Source organism: Variovorax sp. 54, from assembly GCF_002754375.1.
Classification (GTDB): domain Bacteria; phylum Pseudomonadota; class Gammaproteobacteria; order Burkholderiales; family Burkholderiaceae_C; genus Variovorax.
This window is the reverse complement of the sequence record NZ_PEFF01000001.1, coordinates 5696982-5713368: the sequence shown is the minus strand read 5'-3', so window position 1 is coordinate 5713368 and position 16387 is coordinate 5696982. Positions and strand designations below refer to the sequence as shown.

The 16387-nt window shown below is 67.5% G+C and carries 20 protein-coding genes; 11 read left to right on the top strand and 9 right to left on the bottom strand.

What is annotated here, in order from left to right:
* Window positions 1-91: 91 nt before the first annotated feature.
* Together CLU95_RS26210 and CLU95_RS26205 are read right to left on the bottom strand one after the other, a co-directional pair.
* A complete protein-coding gene (locus CLU95_RS26210) occupies window positions 92-598 on the bottom strand; it encodes a hypothetical protein (RefSeq protein WP_099796291.1) in 507 nt (168 codons plus the stop codon).
* Window positions 588-1730: a JmjC domain-containing protein gene (locus CLU95_RS26205; protein ID WP_099796290.1), complete on the bottom strand. Its 1143-nt coding sequence runs from the start codon at window positions 1728-1730 to the stop codon at window positions 588-590. Before CLU95_RS26205 ends, CLU95_RS26210 begins: the two co-directional genes overlap by 11 nt.
* A 14-nt stretch (window positions 1731-1744) precedes the next feature.
* Between CLU95_RS26205 and CLU95_RS26200 the strand changes: the two genes are divergently transcribed.
* On the top strand, window positions 1745-2269 hold the full coding sequence (locus CLU95_RS26200) for an FKBP-type peptidyl-prolyl cis-trans isomerase (RefSeq protein ID WP_099796289.1): 525 nt from the start codon (window positions 1745-1747) through the stop codon (window positions 2267-2269).
* 71 nt (window positions 2270-2340) lie between these two features.
* Here CLU95_RS26200 and CLU95_RS26195 read toward each other — a convergent pair whose 3' ends face one another.
* From CLU95_RS26195 to coaBC, 4 genes are all read right to left on the bottom strand, one after another.
* Complete coding sequence (locus CLU95_RS26195; RefSeq protein WP_062474665.1) at window positions 2341-2841, bottom strand: glycine zipper 2TM domain-containing protein; 501 nt, start codon at window positions 2839-2841, stop codon at window positions 2341-2343.
* Window positions 2842-3034: 193 nt separating this feature from the next.
* Complete coding sequence (gene dut, locus CLU95_RS26190) at window positions 3035-3481, bottom strand: dUTP diphosphatase (RefSeq protein WP_099796288.1); 447 nt, start codon at window positions 3479-3481, stop codon at window positions 3035-3037.
* Window positions 3482-3497: 16 nt separating this feature from the next.
* Complete coding sequence (locus tag CLU95_RS26185) at window positions 3498-3938, bottom strand: hypothetical protein (protein WP_099797486.1); 441 nt, start codon at window positions 3936-3938, stop codon at window positions 3498-3500.
* Entirely contained in the window at window positions 3938-5161 is a 1224-nt protein-coding gene (coaBC, locus tag CLU95_RS26180) for a bifunctional phosphopantothenoylcysteine decarboxylase/phosphopantothenate--cysteine ligase CoaBC (RefSeq protein WP_099796287.1), read from the bottom strand. The genes CLU95_RS26185 and coaBC overlap by 1 nt, the downstream gene beginning before the upstream one ends.
* Window positions 5162-5285: 124 nt before the next feature.
* On the opposite strand from coaBC, the gene CLU95_RS26175 reads away from it, so the two are divergent.
* The 8 genes from CLU95_RS26175 to CLU95_RS26140 are packed head-to-tail and all read left to right on the top strand — an operon-like array spanning window position 5286 to window position 12107.
* Window positions 5286-6968, top strand: a complete 1683-nt coding sequence (locus tag CLU95_RS26175) for a CTP synthase (protein WP_099796286.1) — start codon at window positions 5286-5288, stop codon at window positions 6966-6968.
* Window positions 6965-7822, top strand: a complete 858-nt coding sequence (kdsA, locus tag CLU95_RS26170; protein ID WP_099796285.1) for a 3-deoxy-8-phosphooctulonate synthase — start codon at window positions 6965-6967, stop codon at window positions 7820-7822. Before CLU95_RS26175 ends, kdsA begins: the two co-directional genes overlap by 4 nt.
* Window positions 7819-8109: a DUF1330 domain-containing protein gene (locus CLU95_RS26165; protein ID WP_056583246.1), complete on the top strand. Its 291-nt coding sequence runs from the start codon at window positions 7819-7821 to the stop codon at window positions 8107-8109. The genes kdsA and CLU95_RS26165 overlap by 4 nt, the downstream gene beginning before the upstream one ends.
* Before the next feature lie 52 nt (window positions 8110-8161).
* Window positions 8162-9445, top strand: a complete 1284-nt coding sequence (gene eno, locus CLU95_RS26160; protein ID WP_099796284.1) for a phosphopyruvate hydratase — start codon at window positions 8162-8164, stop codon at window positions 9443-9445.
* 15 nt (window positions 9446-9460) lie between these two features.
* The gene (gene ftsB / locus CLU95_RS26155) at window positions 9461-9739 is read left to right on the top strand and encodes a cell division protein FtsB (protein ID WP_070059525.1); all 279 of its coding nucleotides are present in this window, start codon (window positions 9461-9463) and stop codon (window positions 9737-9739) included.
* 25 nt (window positions 9740-9764) lie between these two features.
* The gene (gene pnuC / locus CLU95_RS26150; protein WP_099796283.1) at window positions 9765-10397 is read left to right on the top strand and encodes a nicotinamide riboside transporter PnuC; all 633 of its coding nucleotides are present in this window, start codon (window positions 9765-9767) and stop codon (window positions 10395-10397) included.
* On the top strand, window positions 10394-11071 hold the full coding sequence (locus tag CLU95_RS26145; protein ID WP_099796282.1) for an AAA family ATPase: 678 nt from the start codon (window positions 10394-10396) through the stop codon (window positions 11069-11071). Before pnuC ends, CLU95_RS26145 begins: the two co-directional genes overlap by 4 nt.
* Window positions 11072-11123: 52 nt before the next feature.
* Window positions 11124-12107: a hypothetical protein gene (locus tag CLU95_RS26140; protein WP_099796281.1), complete on the top strand. Its 984-nt coding sequence runs from the start codon at window positions 11124-11126 to the stop codon at window positions 12105-12107.
* Window positions 12108-12116: 9 nt separating this feature from the next.
* Here CLU95_RS26140 and CLU95_RS26135 read toward each other — a convergent pair whose 3' ends face one another.
* Entirely contained in the window at window positions 12117-12992 is an 876-nt protein-coding gene (locus tag CLU95_RS26135) for an AraC family transcriptional regulator (RefSeq protein ID WP_099796280.1), read from the bottom strand.
* A gap of 106 nt (window positions 12993-13098) precedes the next feature.
* Between CLU95_RS26135 and CLU95_RS26130 the strand changes: the two genes are divergently transcribed.
* Window positions 13099-13887, top strand: coding sequence for an SDR family oxidoreductase (locus CLU95_RS26130; RefSeq protein WP_099796279.1), 789 nt, complete (start codon window positions 13099-13101; stop codon window positions 13885-13887).
* 35 nt (window positions 13888-13922) lie between these two features.
* Complete coding sequence (locus CLU95_RS26125) at window positions 13923-14801, top strand: NAD(P)-dependent oxidoreductase (RefSeq protein ID WP_099796278.1); 879 nt, start codon at window positions 13923-13925, stop codon at window positions 14799-14801.
* A 12-nt stretch (window positions 14802-14813) separates the two neighbouring features.
* On the opposite strand, the gene hslO is transcribed toward CLU95_RS26125, so the two are convergent.
* Both hslO and CLU95_RS26115 read right to left on the bottom strand, forming a co-directional pair.
* Window positions 14814-15812, bottom strand: coding sequence for an Hsp33 family molecular chaperone HslO (gene hslO, locus CLU95_RS26120; protein ID WP_099796277.1), 999 nt, complete (start codon window positions 15810-15812; stop codon window positions 14814-14816).
* A gap of 31 nt (window positions 15813-15843) precedes the next feature.
* On the bottom strand, window positions 15844-16368 hold the full coding sequence (locus CLU95_RS26115) for a gamma carbonic anhydrase family protein (RefSeq protein WP_099796276.1): 525 nt from the start codon (window positions 16366-16368) through the stop codon (window positions 15844-15846).
* Window positions 16369-16387 lie beyond the last annotated feature (19 nt).

Here is a 16387-nt window from a genome sequence, read left to right as displayed (position 1 = left end):
GACTCCTTTGGCAATGAAGGTCTGGAACCAAAAAATTCTAGACCGCCAACCCCGCCGGGATATGTCGCGGGCGTGTATTTGCGGCATTGGCTTACAAGCCGAGCGTGGAGGCGGGAAAGGCCGGCCGGCCCTGGCGCCAGCACTCATCGAAGCTTTCGCGCAGCTCCCGCCGGGCACGCGCCTCGCTGCTGCAGACGCCGCGGCTGCGTTCGGGGTCGATGCGGTGCAGGCACCAGGTGGGCATCCAGAGGGCGCTGGGCACCTCCTCGGCCGCACCTGTACGGCCTGCCGCGCGACATTCGACGATGTGGTCCCAGGTGCGGCGCCACGTCACGAAGCGCGCATGACCGCGCTCCACCAGGTCGAAGCGCCGCGCCAGCAGCAGCAGGCGGCGCCCGCTGGCCGACCAGGCCTGCAGCGCCTCGATGCTCGCGCGCTCGCCCAGGGGCCAGTCGGCGAAGTCGGGGTCGCTGAAGGCGATCTCGTTCCAGCCCTGGTGCGCAGCGGCAGACAAGGCGTTGCGCACGAGGTCGGCAAACGCCTCCCGGCCGTCGAAGCGGCCTTCGATCAAGACCGGGACGGCGCCGTCACTCAGCATGCAGCCAGCCCGCCTCGCACCAATCGCCCAGCAGCGCCCGCGCACCCTCGCTGGCGCGGGCCAGATCACGCGCACCGAGCGCACGCTGGTCGGCCAGCCGCCGCATCAGCGTGGCATCGGCCCCACCGGCGCGGAAGCTCTCGCCGTTGATGTAGATGTGCCGCGCGTCGTAGAGCATGCGCGTGCGCCGGTCGAGCGAGACTTCGCGCAGCACCTCGGGCGCCTGGGCGCCCTCGCCGAACCAGACATTGGCCTTCGGCTCGGTGAGCGATTCGCCCAGCGCGCGGTCGATGGCATCGGGGTCGCGCAACGCGGCCTCGACGGCCTTGCGCGCGAAATCCTGCAGCGCAGCCGGCATCGCGGCCGGGGCCTCGACCGCGGGTTGCGACGGGTCGCGGTAGCGCGCCAGTTCGGCCGGGCCGGCGTCTTCCAGGTCTTCCGAATAGGCCTGCGCGACACGCGCCAGCAGGTCAGCGCCCAACTCGCCCACGGCGGACGAGCGCAGCCCAATGGAGTAGGTCATGCAGTCGTCGCCCACCGCCACGCCGTCGTGGGCGTACTTCGGCGGCAGGTACAGCATGTCGCCGGGCTCGAGCACGAAGGTCTGCTCGGGCTCGAAGTGCTCGAGCACCTTGAGCGGCACGTCGGGCTGCAGCCGCAGGTCGGACTGCTTGCCGATGGACCAGCGGCGCTGGCCCTGCGCCTGCAGCAGGAACACGTCGTAGCTGTCGAAATGCGGGCCGACCCCGCCGGTGTCGCTCGCGTAGCTGATCATCAGGTCGTCCAGGCGCGCGTCGGGCAGGAAGCGGAACTGCCGCAGCAGGTCGTGCACGCCGTCGTGGTGCAGGTCGACGCCCTGCACCAGCATCGTCCAGCCCGGCTGCTTCAGCGGCGGCAGCGCGCGCCGGGGCAACGGGCCGTGCTTCAGCGACCAGCCGGCTTTTCCATGCCGGATGAGGCGGGACTCGACCCCCTCACGCTCCGCCAGCGCGAAGAGCGCGGGGCGGTCGATCGGTGGCACCATCGAGGGAACGGCCTGCCGGATCAGCAGGGGTTTCTTTTGCCAGTACCGGCGCATGAACTGCGCGGGACTCAGGCCGCCGAGCAACGGCAGCGGTTGATTGATCTCCATGGGAGAATTCTGCAATGGAAATCTCTGAACAATGCGTGGTCGGCCTGACCTGGACCATGAAAGACACGCTGGGCGATGTGCTGGACGTGCTCGACGAGCCGGTGGAATTCATGGTGGGCGGCGACGACCTCTTCGACGTGATCGAGGCCGCCCTGCAGGGCCATGAGCCCGGCGCGCGCGTCCAACTGCAGATCGAACCCGAGCAGGGCTTCGGCGACTTCAACGACCAGCTGCTCTTCCTGGAGCCGCGTTCGCTGTTCCCTGAGGGCACCGAGGAAGGCATGACCTTCGACGGCTCCGCCCTGCCCAAGGGCGTGAGCGACGGCATCCCCAAGGACACGATCTACACCGTGGCCGAAATTTATCCCGACCACCTCGTGCTCGACGGCAACCACCCGCTGGCGGGCATCGCGATCCGCCTGGACATCACGGTGCGTTCGGTGCGCGAAGCCACCGAAGAAGAAGTCGGCCGCGGCACGGCAGGCACCGCCTTCTTCAAGGTGCCGCCGATGGCGCCGGGCAACCAGATGCTGCACTGAGACCACGCCATCCCATCAAAGCAAAAGCCGGGCACTGCCCGGCTTTTTTCTTTGCGCGTGCGGCCGACCGCTTACATGCGCGAGATGTGACCGTTGTCGATGCGCACGCGGTCGCCGATGCGCAGGTCGCCCGGGTTTTGCACGTCGAAGGCACGGTAGCCGCCCCGGTCGGTCTGCACCGAGACGCGGTAGCTTTCGTAGGCGCGCGGGCCGTTCTGCTGGGCCTCGATGGTGTTGCCCAGCAAGGCGCCACCCACGAGGCCGAGCGCGGTGGCTGCGGCACGGCCGTTGCCGCGTCCGAACTGGTTGCCCACCACGCCGCCGATGAGGCCGCCCGCGATGGCACCGCCACCCGTAGTGCCGACGCCTGCGGTTTCGCTGCGCAGCACCTCGATGTTGGCCACGTGGCCGTACTCGACGTAGGCCGCTTCCTGGTACTGGATCGCCCGCGGCGGGGCCTGGTAGGGATAGCGCGAGGTCTGGTAGACCGGGGCCGGCGCGACACAGGCCGTGAGCGTGGCCAGTGCGAGCACGGACGCCGTGACGGAAATGAAGCGCATTGAGATGTTCATGAAAGAGGCTCCTCGAAGAAAACAGCACGCGCCCGGAGGGGCGGCATGCCTGCCTGGTGTCTAACGCCTCAGCCGAAGCCGCGATGACGAAAGACACACGCTGAAACCTTCGAGGCGAACCGCGCGCCGGCAGTTCCGCTCTTTACGCCTTGGATACTCAGGTGCCCTTCAGCTTTGCCGGGGCCACAAGAGCTCAGCGCTTGCCGGTCGAGCCGTAGCCGCCCTCGCCACGTTGCGAGGCTGCAAATTCGGTGACCACCTGAAACTGCGCCTGCACCACCGGCACGATGACCAGCTGGGCGAGCCGTTCCATCGGTTGCAACACGAAGGGCGTGTTGCTGCGGTTCCAGGCGCTGACCTTCAGCTCGCCCTGGTAGTCGCTGTCGATCAGGCCGACGAGGTTGCCCAGCACGATGCCGTGCTTGTGGCCCAGGCCCGAGCGCGGAAGGATCAGCGCCGCATAGGCCGGATCGGCCAGATGGATTGCGATGCCGGTGCCCACCAGTTGCCAGGCATTGGGTTCGAGCGTGATCGGGGCATCGAGGCAGGCCCGCAGATCGAGGCCGGCGCTTCCGGGAGTGGCATACGTGGGCAATTGATCCACCATGCGCGGATCGAGGATTCGGACGTCTACTTTCACTGACTTGCTGCCTTGTTTACTTCTGTTGCTGTTCTTTTTGCTTGCGGGCGGCTTCTTCAAGCACCTGCTGCCACTTGGCGACCCCGGGCCTCAGGTTGAGGCCCTTGAGAAAACGCTTGCCGAACCAGGCGGCCGCGGCGGCCCCCAGGACCAGCACGGAGATCGGCACGCCGATGGCCCACAGCACCAGGAACACCAGCGCGGCCATGCCGGCCAGCACCTTGAGCGTGGCCGGGGCGATGGCCTGGCCGGCCTCTGCCTTCCCAGCTTCGCCGCTCGGCGATTCACGCCGCGCGACAGTGGACCCCTGCGCGCCCGGCGAAGGCGTCATGCCGACGTCCAGCCCGTGCTCGGACTCCTTGCCCGGGACACGGGTGGACTGGCCCGCGCGCGCCGAAAGCTGCTCCACGTAGCGAGCGAAGTCGCCATTGGGTGGTGTGTTCGATTCGGTGTTCATCAGGCCCTCCAATCGGGAAGTCGCGCGGCAATTTCCGTCATCAGTTCGCGCGCCAGCCGGAGCTTGGGCGCGCGGGGCAGCTCGCGCACGCCCTTGGCGTCCACCAGCAGCAGCGCGTTGTCGTCCTGTCCGAAGGTCAGCGGGCCGATGTTGCCCACCAGCAGCGGAATGTCCTTGCGCTCGCGCTTGGCCTTGGCGTGCTCGGTGAGGTTCTCGCTCTCGGCGGCAAAGCCCACGCAGAACAGCTTCCTGGACTGCGCGCGCTCGCTCTTGGCCACGGTGAGCAGGATGTCGGGGTTCTCGACGAAGTGCAGCACCGGCGTCTGGCCGCTGCCGTCTTTCTTGATCTTCTGGTCGCTGTGCGTGGCAGGACGCCAGTCGGCCACGGCAGCTGTTGCTACGAAAATGCTAGCAACCTGCGCCGCACGGGTCGTGGCTTCGAGCATCTCCTGCGCCGACAGCACGTCGATGCGGCTCACGCCGCGCGGCGTCGGCAGGTGCACAGGACCGGCCACCAGCGTGACCTCAGCACCGGCCTCGCGCGCCGCGCGGGCGATGGCGAAACCCATCTTGCCGGACGAATGGTTGGTGATGCCGCGGATCGGGTCCAGCGCCTCGAAGGTCGGGCCCGCCGTGACCAGCACCTTCTGCCCCGCAAGCAACTTGGGTTGGAAGAAGGCCGTGATGTCCTCGAGCAGTTGCGCCGGTTCGAGCATGCGCCCGTCGCCGGTTTCGCCGCAGGCCTGCCAGCCGCTGCCCACGCCCAGCACGGTCGCGCCGTCGGCGGCCACCTGCATCAGGTTGCGCTGCGTGGCCGGATGGGCCCACATCTCGCGGTTCATGGCCGGGGCGATCAACAGCGGCACGCGGTCGGTCGGACGCGCCAGGCACAGCAGGCTCAGCAGTTCGTCGGAACGCCCTTGCACCAGCCGCGCAATGAAATCAGCGCTGCACGGCGCCAGCACGATCGCATCGGCCTCGCGGCTCAGGTTGATGTGCGGCATGTTGTTCGGTTCGCGCGCGTCCCACTGCGAGGTGTAGACGGTGCGCCCCGAGAGCGCCTGCATCGTGACTGGCGTCATGAACTGCTCGGCCGCCTCGGTCATCACGACCTGCACCGTGGCGCCCGCCTTCACGAGCAGGCGGCACAGCTCGGCCGATTTGTAGCAGGCGATGCCCCCTGTGAGTCCGAGGACGATGTGTTTGCCGGCGAGATCTTGCATGGGACATATTGTTGCTCACATACCGACAAGATCAGGAATGGGATGGCCTTGGGCCGTGGAGGCACAAAGGGGACACCTATAATCGCAATTTCCCACTGCCCGGATTCACGCGTCCGGAACTGGCATGACCAAATTTGTCTTCGTCACCGGTGGTGTCGTATCTTCCCTTGGCAAGGGAATCGCCTCCGCCTCGCTCGCCGCGATCCTCGAATCGCGCGGCCTCCAAGTCACCCTCATCAAGCTCGATCCGTACATCAATGTCGACCCCGGCACGATGTCACCGTTCCAGCATGGCGAGGTGTTCGTCACCGATGACGGCGCCGAGACCGACCTCGACCTCGGCCACTACGAGCGCTTCATCAACACGCGCATGCGCAAGGCCAACAACTTCACGACCGGTCAGATCTACAAGACCGTGCTCGAGAAGGAACGCCGCGGCGACTACCTCGGCAAGACCGTGCAGGTCATTCCGCACATCACGAACGAGATCCAGGAATACATCAAGCGCGGCGCCGGCATCGGCACCCCGCACGAAGTCGACGTGGCCATCGTCGAAATCGGCGGCACGGTCGGCGACATCGAATCGCTGCCCTTCCTCGAAGCCGTGCGCCAGATGAGCCTGCGCAACGGCCCGAACAACTCGGCCTTCGTGCACCTCTCGTACGTGCCCTGGATCGCCGCCGCCGGCGAGCTCAAGACCAAGCCGACACAGCACACCGCCAAGGAACTGCGCGCCATCGGCATCCAGGCCGACGTGCTGCTGTGCCGCGCCGACCGCCCGATTCCCGACGACGAGCGCGCCAAGATCTCGCTGTTCTCGAACGTGCCCGAATGGGGCGTGATCTCCATGTGGGACGTGGACACCATCTACAAGGTGCCCCGCATGCTGCACGAACAGGGCCTGGATGGCCTGATCTGCGACAAGCTGCGCATCAACACGCCGCCGGCCAAGCTCACGCGCTGGGACGACCTGGTGTACGAGGTCGAGCATCCGCAACAGGAAGTGTCGATTGCCATGGTCGGCAAGTACGTCGACCTGTCAGACAGCTACAAGTCGCTCAACGAGGCACTGCGCCACGCCGGCATGAAGAACCATGCGCGCGTGAAGATCGACTACATCGACTCCGAGACCATCTCGGCGCAAGACGTGTCGCGCCTGGCGAAATACGACGCCATCCTCGTGCCGGGTGGCTTCGGCCAGCGCGGTGTCGAAGGCAAGATCTCGGCCGCCCGCTTCGCCCGCGAATCGAAGGTGCCCTACCTGGGCATCTGCCTGGGCATGCAGGTGGCCACCATCGAGTACGCCCGCCACGTGGCCGGCCTCAAGAACGCCAACAGCACCGAGTTCGACCCGGAAACGCCCACCCCCGTGATCGCGCTGATCACCGAGTGGAAGGACCGCGACGGCACCGTGAAGACGCGCGACGAGAAGTCCGACCTCGGCGGCACCATGCGCCTGGGCGCACAGAGCTCCGACGTCACGCCCGGCACACTGGCGCACAGCATCTACGGCGACGTGGTCACCGAGCGCCATCGCCACCGCTACGAAGCCAACGTCAACTACCTCGACGAGCTGCGCAATGCCGGCCTCGTGATCTCGGCGCTCACGCAGCGCGAGCACCTGACCGAAATCGTCGAGCTGCCGCAGAACGTGCACCCGTGGTTCATGGGCGTGCAGTTCCATCCCGAGTTCAAGTCGACCCCGTGGGGCGGCCATCCGTTGTTCAACGCCTTCATCAAGGCGGCGCTCGACCACAAGGACAAGGGCGCGGGCAGCACCAACAAGACGCTCAAGGCCGTTGCATGAAGCTTTGCGGATTCGACATCGGACTGGACCAGCCTTTCTTCCTGATCGCAGGCCCCTGCGTGGTCGAATCCGAGCAGCTGCAGATGGACACGGCCGGCACGCTGAAGGAAATCACGGCGTCGCTGGGCATCCCGTTCATCTTCAAGAGCAGCTTCGACAAGGCCAACCGCTCGTCGGGCACGAGCTTTCGCGGCCCGGGCCGCGACAAGGGCCTCGAAATCCTGGCCAAGGTGAAGCGCGAACTCGGCCTGCCCGTGCTGACCGACGTGCACACCCACGAAGACATCACCGAGGCCGCCAAGGTGGTCGACGTGCTGCAGACGCCCGCCTTCCTGTGCCGCCAGACCGACTTCATCCACGCCGCGGCGCAGTCGGGCAAGCCGGTGAACATCAAGAAGGGCCAGTTCCTCGCACCGCACGACATGAAGAACGTGATCGACAAGGCCCGCGCTGCTGCCAAAGAAGCCGGCCTCGACGAAGACAGCTTCATGGCCTGCGAACGCGGCGCCAGCTTCGGCTACAACAACCTCGTCTCGGACATGCGCTCGCTCGCGATCATGCGCGAGACGAAGGCGCCCGTGGTGTTCGACGCCACGCACTCGGTGCAGCTCCCCGGCGGCCAGGGCACCAGCTCGGGCGGACAGCGCGAAATGGTGCCCGTGCTCTCGCGTGCGGCCGTGGCCGTGGGCGTGGCCGGCCTCTTCATGGAGACGCACCCCGACCCGAACAAAGCCCTGAGCGACGGCCCCAACGCCGTGCCGCTCAAGCACATGAAGGCCCTGCTCGAAACGCTGCTGGCGCTCGACCGGGTCACCAAGAAAAACGCATTCCTAGAGGACAGTTTTCAAGCATGAGCAGCGGTTATGTCATTGCCCACGTCGAGGTCACGAACCCGACGCAGTACGAGGAATACAAGAAGTGGTCGAGCGTCGCGATGCAGGCGCACGGCGCCGAAGTCTGCGTGCGCGGCGGCCAGGTGCAGCCGCTCGAAGGCGACTGGAAGCCCACCCGCGTGGTCGTGCTCAAATTCCCCAGCTTCGAGCAGGCCAAGGCCTTCTACGAAACACCCGAATACCTGAAGGCGCGTGAAGCGCGTGCCGGCGCCGCCATCATGAACATGATCGCGGTCGAAGGCCTTTGATTCCGTTTTTTGCCAGTCCACTCCACCAAGAGACCCAGAGAAAGAGATAGAGATGAGTGCAATCGTTGACATCGTCGGCCGCGAAATTCTCGACAGCCGAGGCAACCCCACCGTCGAGTGCGACGTGCTGCTCGAATCGGGCACCATGGGCCGTGCGGCCGTGCCCTCGGGCGCTTCGACCGGTTCGCGCGAGGCCATCGAGCTGCGCGACGGCGACAAGAGCCGCTACCTCGGCAAGGGCGTGCTGAAGGCCGTCGAGAACATCAACACCGAGATCTCGGAAGCCGTGCTGGGCCTGGACGCCAGCGAACAGGCCTTCCTCGATCGCACGATGATCGACCTGGACGGCACCGACAACAAGGCCCGCCTGGGCGCCAACGCCACGCTCGCCGTCTCGATGGCCGTGGCCCGCGCCGCGGCTGAAGAGTCGGGCCTGCCGCTGTACCGCTACTTCGGCGGCATGGGCGGCATGCAGCTGCCGGTGCCGATGATGAACGTCATCAACGGCGGCGCGCACGCCAACAACAGCCTCGATCTGCAAGAGTTCATGATCATCCCCGTGGGCGCCAAGAGCTTCCGCGAGGCCGTGCGCTACGGCGCCGAAGTGTTCCACGCCCTGAAGAAGATCCTGGGCGACCGCGGCATCAGCACGGCCGTGGGCGACGAAGGCGGCTTTGCCCCCAGCGTCGAGAGCCACGAAGCCGCCATCCAGCTCATCCTGGAAGCCATCGACAAGGCCGGCTACGTTGCGGGCGAACAGATCGCCCTGGGCCTGGACTGCGCAGCCAGCGAGTTCTACAAGGACGGCAACTACGTGCTGTCGGGCGAGAACCTCACGCTGTCGGCCGGCAACTGGGCCGACATGCTGGCGACCTGGGTCGACAAGTACCCGATCATCAGCATCGAAGACGGCATGCACGAAGGCGACTGGGACGGCTGGAAGCTGCTCACCGACCGCCTGGGCAAGCGCGTGCAGCTGGTGGGCGACGACCTGTTCGTCACCAACACCAAGATCCTGCAAGAGGGCATCGACAAGGGCATCGCCAACTCGATCCTGATCAAGATCAACCAGATCGGCACGCTGACCGAAACCTTCGCCGCCATCGAGATGGCCAAGCGCGCGGGCTACACGGCCGTCATCTCGCACCGTTCGGGCGAGACCGAAGACAGCACCATCGCCGACATCGCCGTGGGCACCAACGCCGGCCAGATCAAGACCGGCTCGCTGTCGCGTTCGGACCGCATCGCCAAGTACAACCAGCTGCTGCGCATCGAAGAAGACCTCGGCGACATCGCCGTCTACCCGGGCCGCGGCGCGTTCTACAACCTCAAGTAGCGCCTCGCAGCCTGCATGCGCGCGCGCTTCGTCCCTCCTCTCATCCTGGTTCTGCTGCTGGTCATCCTGCAGTGGCAGCTGTGGAACGGGCGCGGCAGCGTGCGCGAGGTCGCCCAGCTGAGAACCCAGCTGGCCGACCAGAAGGACGCCAACGCCAAGGCCGCCCTCAATAACGAGCGGCTCGCGTCCGAAGTCAATGACCTGAAAGACGGCCTCGAGATGGTCGAGGAACGCGCCCGCGCGGAACTCGGCATGGTCAAACCGAACGAAGTCTTCGTGCAGATCGCGCACTGACCCTTTCCTTCGCCACCGCTTCTCGATGCCAGAGCTTCTCTCGGCCTCCGCCTTTGCGCTGTGGGGTTCTCCCGTCACCTGGCTCGAACTCGTCGCCGCCGTGCTCGCGCTCGCGATGGTCGGCTGCAACATGCGCGAGATCCACTGGGGCTGGCCGCTGGCCATCGTCAGCTCGCTGCTCTACGTGGTGGTGTTCGCCAACGCACGCATCTACGGCGACGCCTCCCTTCAAGTTTTCTTTGCCTTCGTTGCCCTGTGGGGCTGGGCGCAATGGCTGCGCGGCTTTCGCGCCGACGGCAGCGCCTTGCGGGTCAGCCGGCTGTCGCCGCGCGGCACCGCGTATGCCCTCGTGGCCTGCGCGATTGCGTGGCCCGTGGTCGCCCTCTTCCTGCGCCGCTTCACCAACACCGACGTGCCCTGGTGGGACGGCTTTGTCACGGGCCTGAGCCTGGTCGGGCAGTTTTTGCTCGGACGCAAATTCATCGAGAACTGGCTCATCTGGCTGGCCGTCAATGTCGTCAGCGTGGGCCTGTTCATCCACAAGGGCCTGTGGCTCACGACAGCGCTGTACGCGGTGTTCGCCGTGCTCAGCGTGGCCGGCTTCCTGGCATGGCGGCTGCGCCTGCCGAAGGCCACCACGAAGGTGGTGCCCGCATGACGCCGAACCTGCCGACCGGCTGCGTCATCGCGCTCGTGGGCGCCGAGAGCACCGGCAAGACCGAGCTTTCGCGCGCCATCGCACAGCGCCTGCAAGACCGCGGCACGCCCGTCACGCTGGTGGGTGAGTACCTGCGCGAATGGTGCGAACGCGAAGGCCGCACGCCGCGTCCCGACGAACAACAGGCCATCGCCGACGAACAGATGCGCCGCATCGACGCCGCTGCCGCCACGGGCGTGGTGGTGGCCGATACCACGGCGCTCATGACGGCGGTCTACAGCGAGCAGCTGTTCGCCGACACCTCGCTCTACGACAGCGCGCTGGCCGCACAGCGGCGCTATGCCATCACCTTGCTCACCGCGCTCGACCTGCCCTGGGTGGCCGACGACATGCGCGATGGCCCGCATGCGCGCCAGCCGACCGACACGCTGGTGCGCGCCGCGCTCTCGCGCGCCGGCCTCTCGTACGCCGTGGTGCACGGCAGCGGCGGCGAGCGGCTGGCGAACGCATGGAACGCGATCAACACCATCGCCGGCAACGAAGGCCGCGCCCGCACGCGCACCCGCCGCGATGCGAAGCCCGCCTCGTGGACATGGCCTTGCGAGAAGTGTTCCGACCCGGAATGCGAACATAAGCTCTTCAGCGACCTGATGGCGCGCCGCGACCCCACCTGAGCCTTTCGGTTCGCAGGTGCTCGCGCGCCCTCTCCCCTTCACCGGAGACCCGATGCCCGTTTCGATTGCTGCGCGCCCTGCCTCGCGCACTCCTGCCGCCGCTTTCCTCGCCCTGCTGCTGACCGCCGGCACCGCTTCTGCTGCGCCCGTTGCAGCCACCGTCGAGAACGCCACCACCGCCACGGCCTGTGCCGAAGAAGACAACGTGTCGATGGTGCTGCGCGGCGATGGCATCCGCCGCATGCGCATCGAAGCGCTGCAGCCGAGCTACCTCGGCACCATCGGCAACGACGTCACCGCGCCCGATTTCTCGGGCTGCAATTTCGACGGCGGCGCGCACCCCACCGACCCGGCGCACCGCTTCAGGAAGCGCACCGTCGTGCTGCTCGACAACGCGCAGTGGCGCGTCGTCGGCATGACGCTGCCGACCTTCTGGCGGCCGGCGCGCGTGCCGGTGCAGGTCGGCATGCGCCACGACCGCGGCTTTCACCTGCTGCAGGTGTTCAAGAAGGAAAAAGGCAAGGCGCTCGAGGCCATCGTGCTCTACCCCTCCGACGGCTACTGGCGCCTCAAGCCGCTGCCCGAGGCGCGCTTCGGCGACGGCGTGTACGGCTCGTCGTTCCTGCTCGGCCCGGTCGTGCAGGCCGGGCGTCCGGTGGTGAACATCGCATCGATCCGCGTCGTGCCCAAGCCCCTCGCCATCCACCTGCGCTTCACCAACGGAAGCAAGGCGGTGGCGCGCGTGACCGAGATCAGCCGCACCCGCACCGCGCTCGACGTGACGCTCTCCCAACCCACGGTGAGCGCCAAGCAGCCCTTCGCGGTGCTGCGGTCGATGTACGTGACGCCCGACAACGCCGACATGAGCGAGGTGCGCTGGCAGGCCTCGCCGCAGGCGGCCGAACAGGTGCTGCCGCTGCCCGAGGTGAAGACGCTGAACGCCACGCAGGTGCGCTTCGGCCGCAGCCTGCCCTCGAAGCACAACACGAGCGCGCCCGACATCGAATTCAGCGGCTTCGACGACGAAGCCCGCTGAACACCGACCTCAGGCCGCGCGCCGCACCTCGCCGGGCGTGAGGCCCAGCACGCGGCGCATGCAGCGCGCCATGTGGCTCTGGTGCGAGAAGCCGCTCTCGAGCGCCACGAGGCTCGCGGGCAGCTCGCTGTTCAGCAGCAGGCTGCGCGCGCGGTCGACGCGGCGGTGCACCACGTAGGCATGCACCGCCTGGCCGGTCGAGCGCTTGAACTGCGTCTTCAGGTGCGAGGCGCTCAGGCCCGCGACTTCCGCCAATGCGGCCAGCGACAGGTCGCCGTCCAGATGCGCCTCGATGAACTCCGTGACGCGTTTCAGCTGCAGCCGCGTCAGCCCCTGCGCGGGTGACGGCGCCACCTGCGGGCCGGCGGCGATCAGCTGCACCGCGAGCGCGGTGCCGAGGCTGTCGGTGTAGAGCCGGCCGTTGGGAAAGCCCGCGCGACGCTCGGCGTCGAGCGCCCAGGCGATGTGCTCGATCTGCGGATTGCGGAACTGGTGGCGCTCGCCGAGCACCGCGCGCTCGGCCGGCAGGCCCATCTCGTCGGCCGTGCGCACGAGCAGCGCGGGCGCCATGCGCACCACCACCGAGGTGCTCGCCGATTCTTCGTGCCAGATGTCGGTGCTGCCGGCCGGCAGGATGTCGAGGTCGCCGCGCGTGTAGAGAAAACGATGGAACTGGCAGGCGCCCGCCACCGGCGCGCCCGCGTGCAGCTTGAGGCGGTGGTCGGGCAGCGCCTCGTAGCCGACCACGCCGCCGGGGGTCTGGCGCACGTCGACGCGCAGGCTGCCGGTGGCGGGCGGCGCGACGAAGCTGTCGGCCGACAGCGCCACCTCGGGCGCCAGACCTCCGTGCCCGCGCAGATCGGTGTCCAGATCGGTATCACTCATCGAAACATTATGGGCCGCCAGCGCCGCGCATGCCGGCGACCGTTTGTGCTCCCCCACGGCTGAACGTGCGCGACCGGAAGCCGCGCGATCCGGATCATCGACGGCCATGAACACCACACCACACACCCCCTACGCAGGCAAGAAAGCCGTCATCACCGGCGGCACCCTCGGCATGGGCCTGGCCACCGCACAGGCGCTGCTCGACGGCGGCGCCGACGTGCTCGTGACCGGGCGCAATCCGCAGAACCTGGAGGCCGCACGCCGCGTGCTCGGCCCGTTCGGCCCGCGCGCGCATGTGCTGGCGTCCGACGCGGCCTCGCTGGCCGACATCGACACGCTCACCGCCACGGTGCGCGAGCGCTTCGGCCGCATCGACCTGCTGCACATCAACGCGGGCATCTCGTCGCTCGAACCCTTCGAGCAGGTGACCGAGGCCGGCTACGACCGCGCTTTCGCGGTCAACACCAAGGGCCCGTTCTTCACGGTGCAGCGCCTCGCACCGCTGATGCCTTCGGGCAGCGCGATCGTCTTCACCTCGTCCATCGCGGACGAAGGCGGCATGCACGGCATGAGCGTCTACAGCGCCACCAAGGCCGCGCTGCGCTCGATGGCCTCGGGCTTCGCGGCGGAGCTCGTGACGCGCGGCATCCGCGTGAACGTGGTGAGCCCCGGCTTCATCGACACGCCCACGCTCGGCGTGATCGACGCGAGCGCCGAAGAGCGCGCCGAGTTCATGCGCCTGGGCGACCAGATCACGCCGATGCGCCGCCACGGCACCTCGGCCGAAGTGGCGCGCGCGGTGCTCTTCTTCGCCTTCGAGGCGACCTTCACGACCGGCGCACGGCTCACCGTCGACGGCGGGCTGGGCCAGGGCCTGACGCCGGCCACCGCTTGATCTCGCTTGATCCGATCTCTCTCCAAGGACTTCACATGACCGACGTTTCCCTCATCGGCCTCGGCCCCATGGGCGTGGCCCTCGCGCGCGCCCTGCAATCCTCGAAATTCACGCTGACGGTGTGGAACCGCACCGCCGAGCGCGCAAAGCCTCTGCTCAACCAAGGCACCGTGCTCGCACCAACGGCCCTGGCCGCCGTGCAGGCGAGCCCCGTGGTGCTGGTCTGCGTGGCCGACTACCCGGCGTCGCGCGCCATCCTTGCCGCGCCCGGCGTTCACGATGCGCTGCGCGGCAAGGTGCTGGTGCAGCTGAGCACCGGCACGCCGCAGGACGCGCGCGACGACTGGGCCGCGCTGAGCGGCGTGGCTTATCTCGACTGCGCCCTGCTCGCCACACCGGGCCAGATCGGCCGGCCCGACACGCCGCTCTTCATCTCCGGTGAAGCACGCGCCCTTGCCGCCTGCCGGCCACTGCTCGAAGCCATCGCCGGCAACATCCAGCACATGGGCGAGCCGATCGGCAATGCAGCCGCCTGGGACCTGGCCACGCTCTCGTGCATGTTCGGCGCCATGAGCGGCTTCTTCCACGGCGTGCGCATCTGCGAAGCCGAAGGGCTGCCGGTGGACGGGTTCTCTCAGATGATCGGCGCGATCTCGCCGGTGCTGGGCGAGATGATCCAGGCCGAGGGCGAGGCCATCCACGCCAACCAGTACGGCGAGCCCGAAAGTTCGATGGCCACCTGCGCAGGCTCGGGCCGGCTGTTCGTGAAGCAGGCGCGCGAGACGCAGCTCGACGCGAGCTTTCCGGATTTCCTGAAGGGACAGTTCGACCGCGCGCTGGGCGCGGACCTGGGCCACGAGCGCCTGGCCGCGATGGTCAAGGTGCTGCGGCAACAACAGCCGCAGCCCGCTTGAACCGCGTCGCGCTTACTGGACGACCGGGCTGCCCGGCAGCTGGTCGCCCGGCGGCTTGAACAGCTGCGCGGTGTCGATCGCGTCGAAGCGGTACTGCTTGCCGCAGAAGTCGCAGCCGACCTCGATGTCGCCGCGCTCAGCGAGGATTTCCTCGGCCTCTTCCACACCCAGCCCGCGGATCATCTGCGCCACGCGCTCGCGGCCGCAGGTGCATGCGAAATGCGGGCCCAGCAGGCCGGCCTGCGGTTCGAAGCGCAGCAGCTTTTCTTCCCAGAACAGGCGGCGCAGGATGGTCTCGACGTCGAGCGTGAGCAGTTCGTCGCGTGTGAGGCTCGACGCGAGGATCGAGATGCGGTTGTATTCCTCGTTGCGGCCGATGCGGTCTTCGCTGGCCTGGTCGCGGTCCTTGTCGGAGGTGCCTTCGAGGTTGCCCTCGCCCTTCACCGGCAGGCGCTGGATCAGCAGGCCGGCGGCCACCTTGTCGTCGGCCGCGAGCACCAGCGTGGTGTCGAGCTGCTCGCTTTGCAGCATGTAGTGCTGCAGCACGTCGCTGAGCTTGCCCAGCTTCTCGCCGTCCTCGCCGAACAGCGGCACGACGCCCTGGTACGGCGTGGCACCCGGGAGCTTGTCTTTCGGGTCGAGCGTGATGGCGCAGCGGCCCTTGTTGTTCACGTTGACCATGTCGGGCAGGTGCGCGTCGGCCGGCAGGTCGCCGATCACCTTGGCGGTGGCGCGCAGGCTCAGGTCGGGCTTGGCCTCGGCCACGGCCACCTTCACGGGGCCGTCGCCGAAGATCTGCAGGATCAACGCGCCGTTGAACTTGATGTTCGACTGCATCAGCGTGGCCGCGGCCGTCATCTCGCCGAGCAGTTCGGCCACCGGTGGCGGGTACGGGCCGGTGGCGGTGTTGGAGGCGCGCCGCGCAAGGATCTCCTGCCACGCATCCGTCAGGCGCACGATCATGCCGCGCACCGGCAGGCCATCGAACAGGAATTTGTGCAGCTCGCTCAAAACGGATTCTTTCTCTGTGTGCCTGCGCGGGTCAGGCGATTTTTTTCAGGCCCTTCGCGAAGCGATGGGCGTTTTCTACATAGTGCTCGGCGCTTTGCCGCAGCTTGGCGGCGGCTGCATCGTCGAGCGTGCGCACCACCTTGGCGGGCGAGCCGATGATGAGGGAGTTGTCGGGAAACTCCTTGCCCTCGGTCACGACGCTGCCGGCGCCAACGATCGAATTGCGGCCGATCCTCGCGTTATTCAAGACCACCGCCTGGATGCCGATCAGCGAGTTGTCGCCGATGGTGCAGCCGTGCAGCATCACCTGGTGCCCCACCGTCACGTTGTCGCCGATGGTCAGCGGGCAACCGATGTCGGCGTGCAGCACCGACAGGTCCTGGATGTTGCTGTTGCGCCCGATGGTCAGCACCTCGGTGTCGCCGCGCAGCACGGCGCCGAACCAGACGCTCGCGTTCTCGGCCAGTTCGACGTTGCCCATGACCTGGGCGCTGTCCGCGACCCATGCGCCTTCGCCAAGGCGCGGGGCAATGCCATCCAATTCGTAAATCGCCATCGTGGTTGTCTCCGGGGGC

Excerpts from the sequence above, each read along its gene's own strand:
- CLU95_RS26210 (WP_099796291.1), bottom strand. The coding sequence starts at position 598 with ATGCTGAGTGACGGCGCCGTCCCGGTCTTGATCGAAGGCCGCTTCGAC.
- CLU95_RS26175 (WP_099796286.1), top strand. The coding sequence starts at position 5,286 with ATGACCAAATTTGTCTTCGTCACCGGTGGTGTCGTATCTTCCCTTGGC.
- coaBC (WP_099796287.1), bottom strand. The coding sequence starts at position 5,161 with ATGCAAGATCTCGCCGGCAAACACATCGTCCTCGGACTCACAGGGGGC.
- CLU95_RS26205 (WP_099796290.1), bottom strand. The coding sequence starts at position 1,730 with ATGGAGATCAATCAACCGCTGCCGTTGCTCGGCGGCCTGAGTCCCGCG.
- CLU95_RS26195 (WP_062474665.1), bottom strand. The coding sequence starts at position 2,841 with ATGAACATCTCAATGCGCTTCATTTCCGTCACGGCGTCCGTGCTCGCA.
- eno (WP_099796284.1), top strand. The coding sequence starts at position 8,162 with ATGAGTGCAATCGTTGACATCGTCGGCCGCGAAATTCTCGACAGCCGA.
- ftsB (WP_070059525.1), top strand. The coding sequence starts at position 9,461 with ATGCGCGCGCGCTTCGTCCCTCCTCTCATCCTGGTTCTGCTGCTGGTC.
- CLU95_RS26200 (WP_099796289.1), top strand. The coding sequence starts at position 1,745 with ATGGAAATCTCTGAACAATGCGTGGTCGGCCTGACCTGGACCATGAAA.
- CLU95_RS26140 (WP_099796281.1), top strand. The coding sequence starts at position 11,124 with ATGCCCGTTTCGATTGCTGCGCGCCCTGCCTCGCGCACTCCTGCCGCC.
- kdsA (WP_099796285.1), top strand. The coding sequence starts at position 6,965 with ATGAAGCTTTGCGGATTCGACATCGGACTGGACCAGCCTTTCTTCCTG.
- CLU95_RS26130 (WP_099796279.1), top strand. The coding sequence starts at position 13,099 with ATGAACACCACACCACACACCCCCTACGCAGGCAAGAAAGCCGTCATC.
- CLU95_RS26135 (WP_099796280.1), bottom strand. The coding sequence starts at position 12,992 with ATGAGTGATACCGATCTGGACACCGATCTGCGCGGGCACGGAGGTCTG.
- CLU95_RS26125 (WP_099796278.1), top strand. The coding sequence starts at position 13,923 with ATGACCGACGTTTCCCTCATCGGCCTCGGCCCCATGGGCGTGGCCCTC.
- CLU95_RS26145 (WP_099796282.1), top strand. The coding sequence starts at position 10,394 with ATGACGCCGAACCTGCCGACCGGCTGCGTCATCGCGCTCGTGGGCGCC.
- CLU95_RS26115 (WP_099796276.1), bottom strand. The coding sequence starts at position 16,368 with ATGGCGATTTACGAATTGGATGGCATTGCCCCGCGCCTTGGCGAAGGC.
- CLU95_RS26165 (WP_056583246.1), top strand. The coding sequence starts at position 7,819 with ATGAGCAGCGGTTATGTCATTGCCCACGTCGAGGTCACGAACCCGACG.
- pnuC (WP_099796283.1), top strand. The coding sequence starts at position 9,765 with ATGCCAGAGCTTCTCTCGGCCTCCGCCTTTGCGCTGTGGGGTTCTCCC.
- CLU95_RS26185 (WP_099797486.1), bottom strand. The coding sequence starts at position 3,938 with ATGAACACCGAATCGAACACACCACCCAATGGCGACTTCGCTCGCTAC.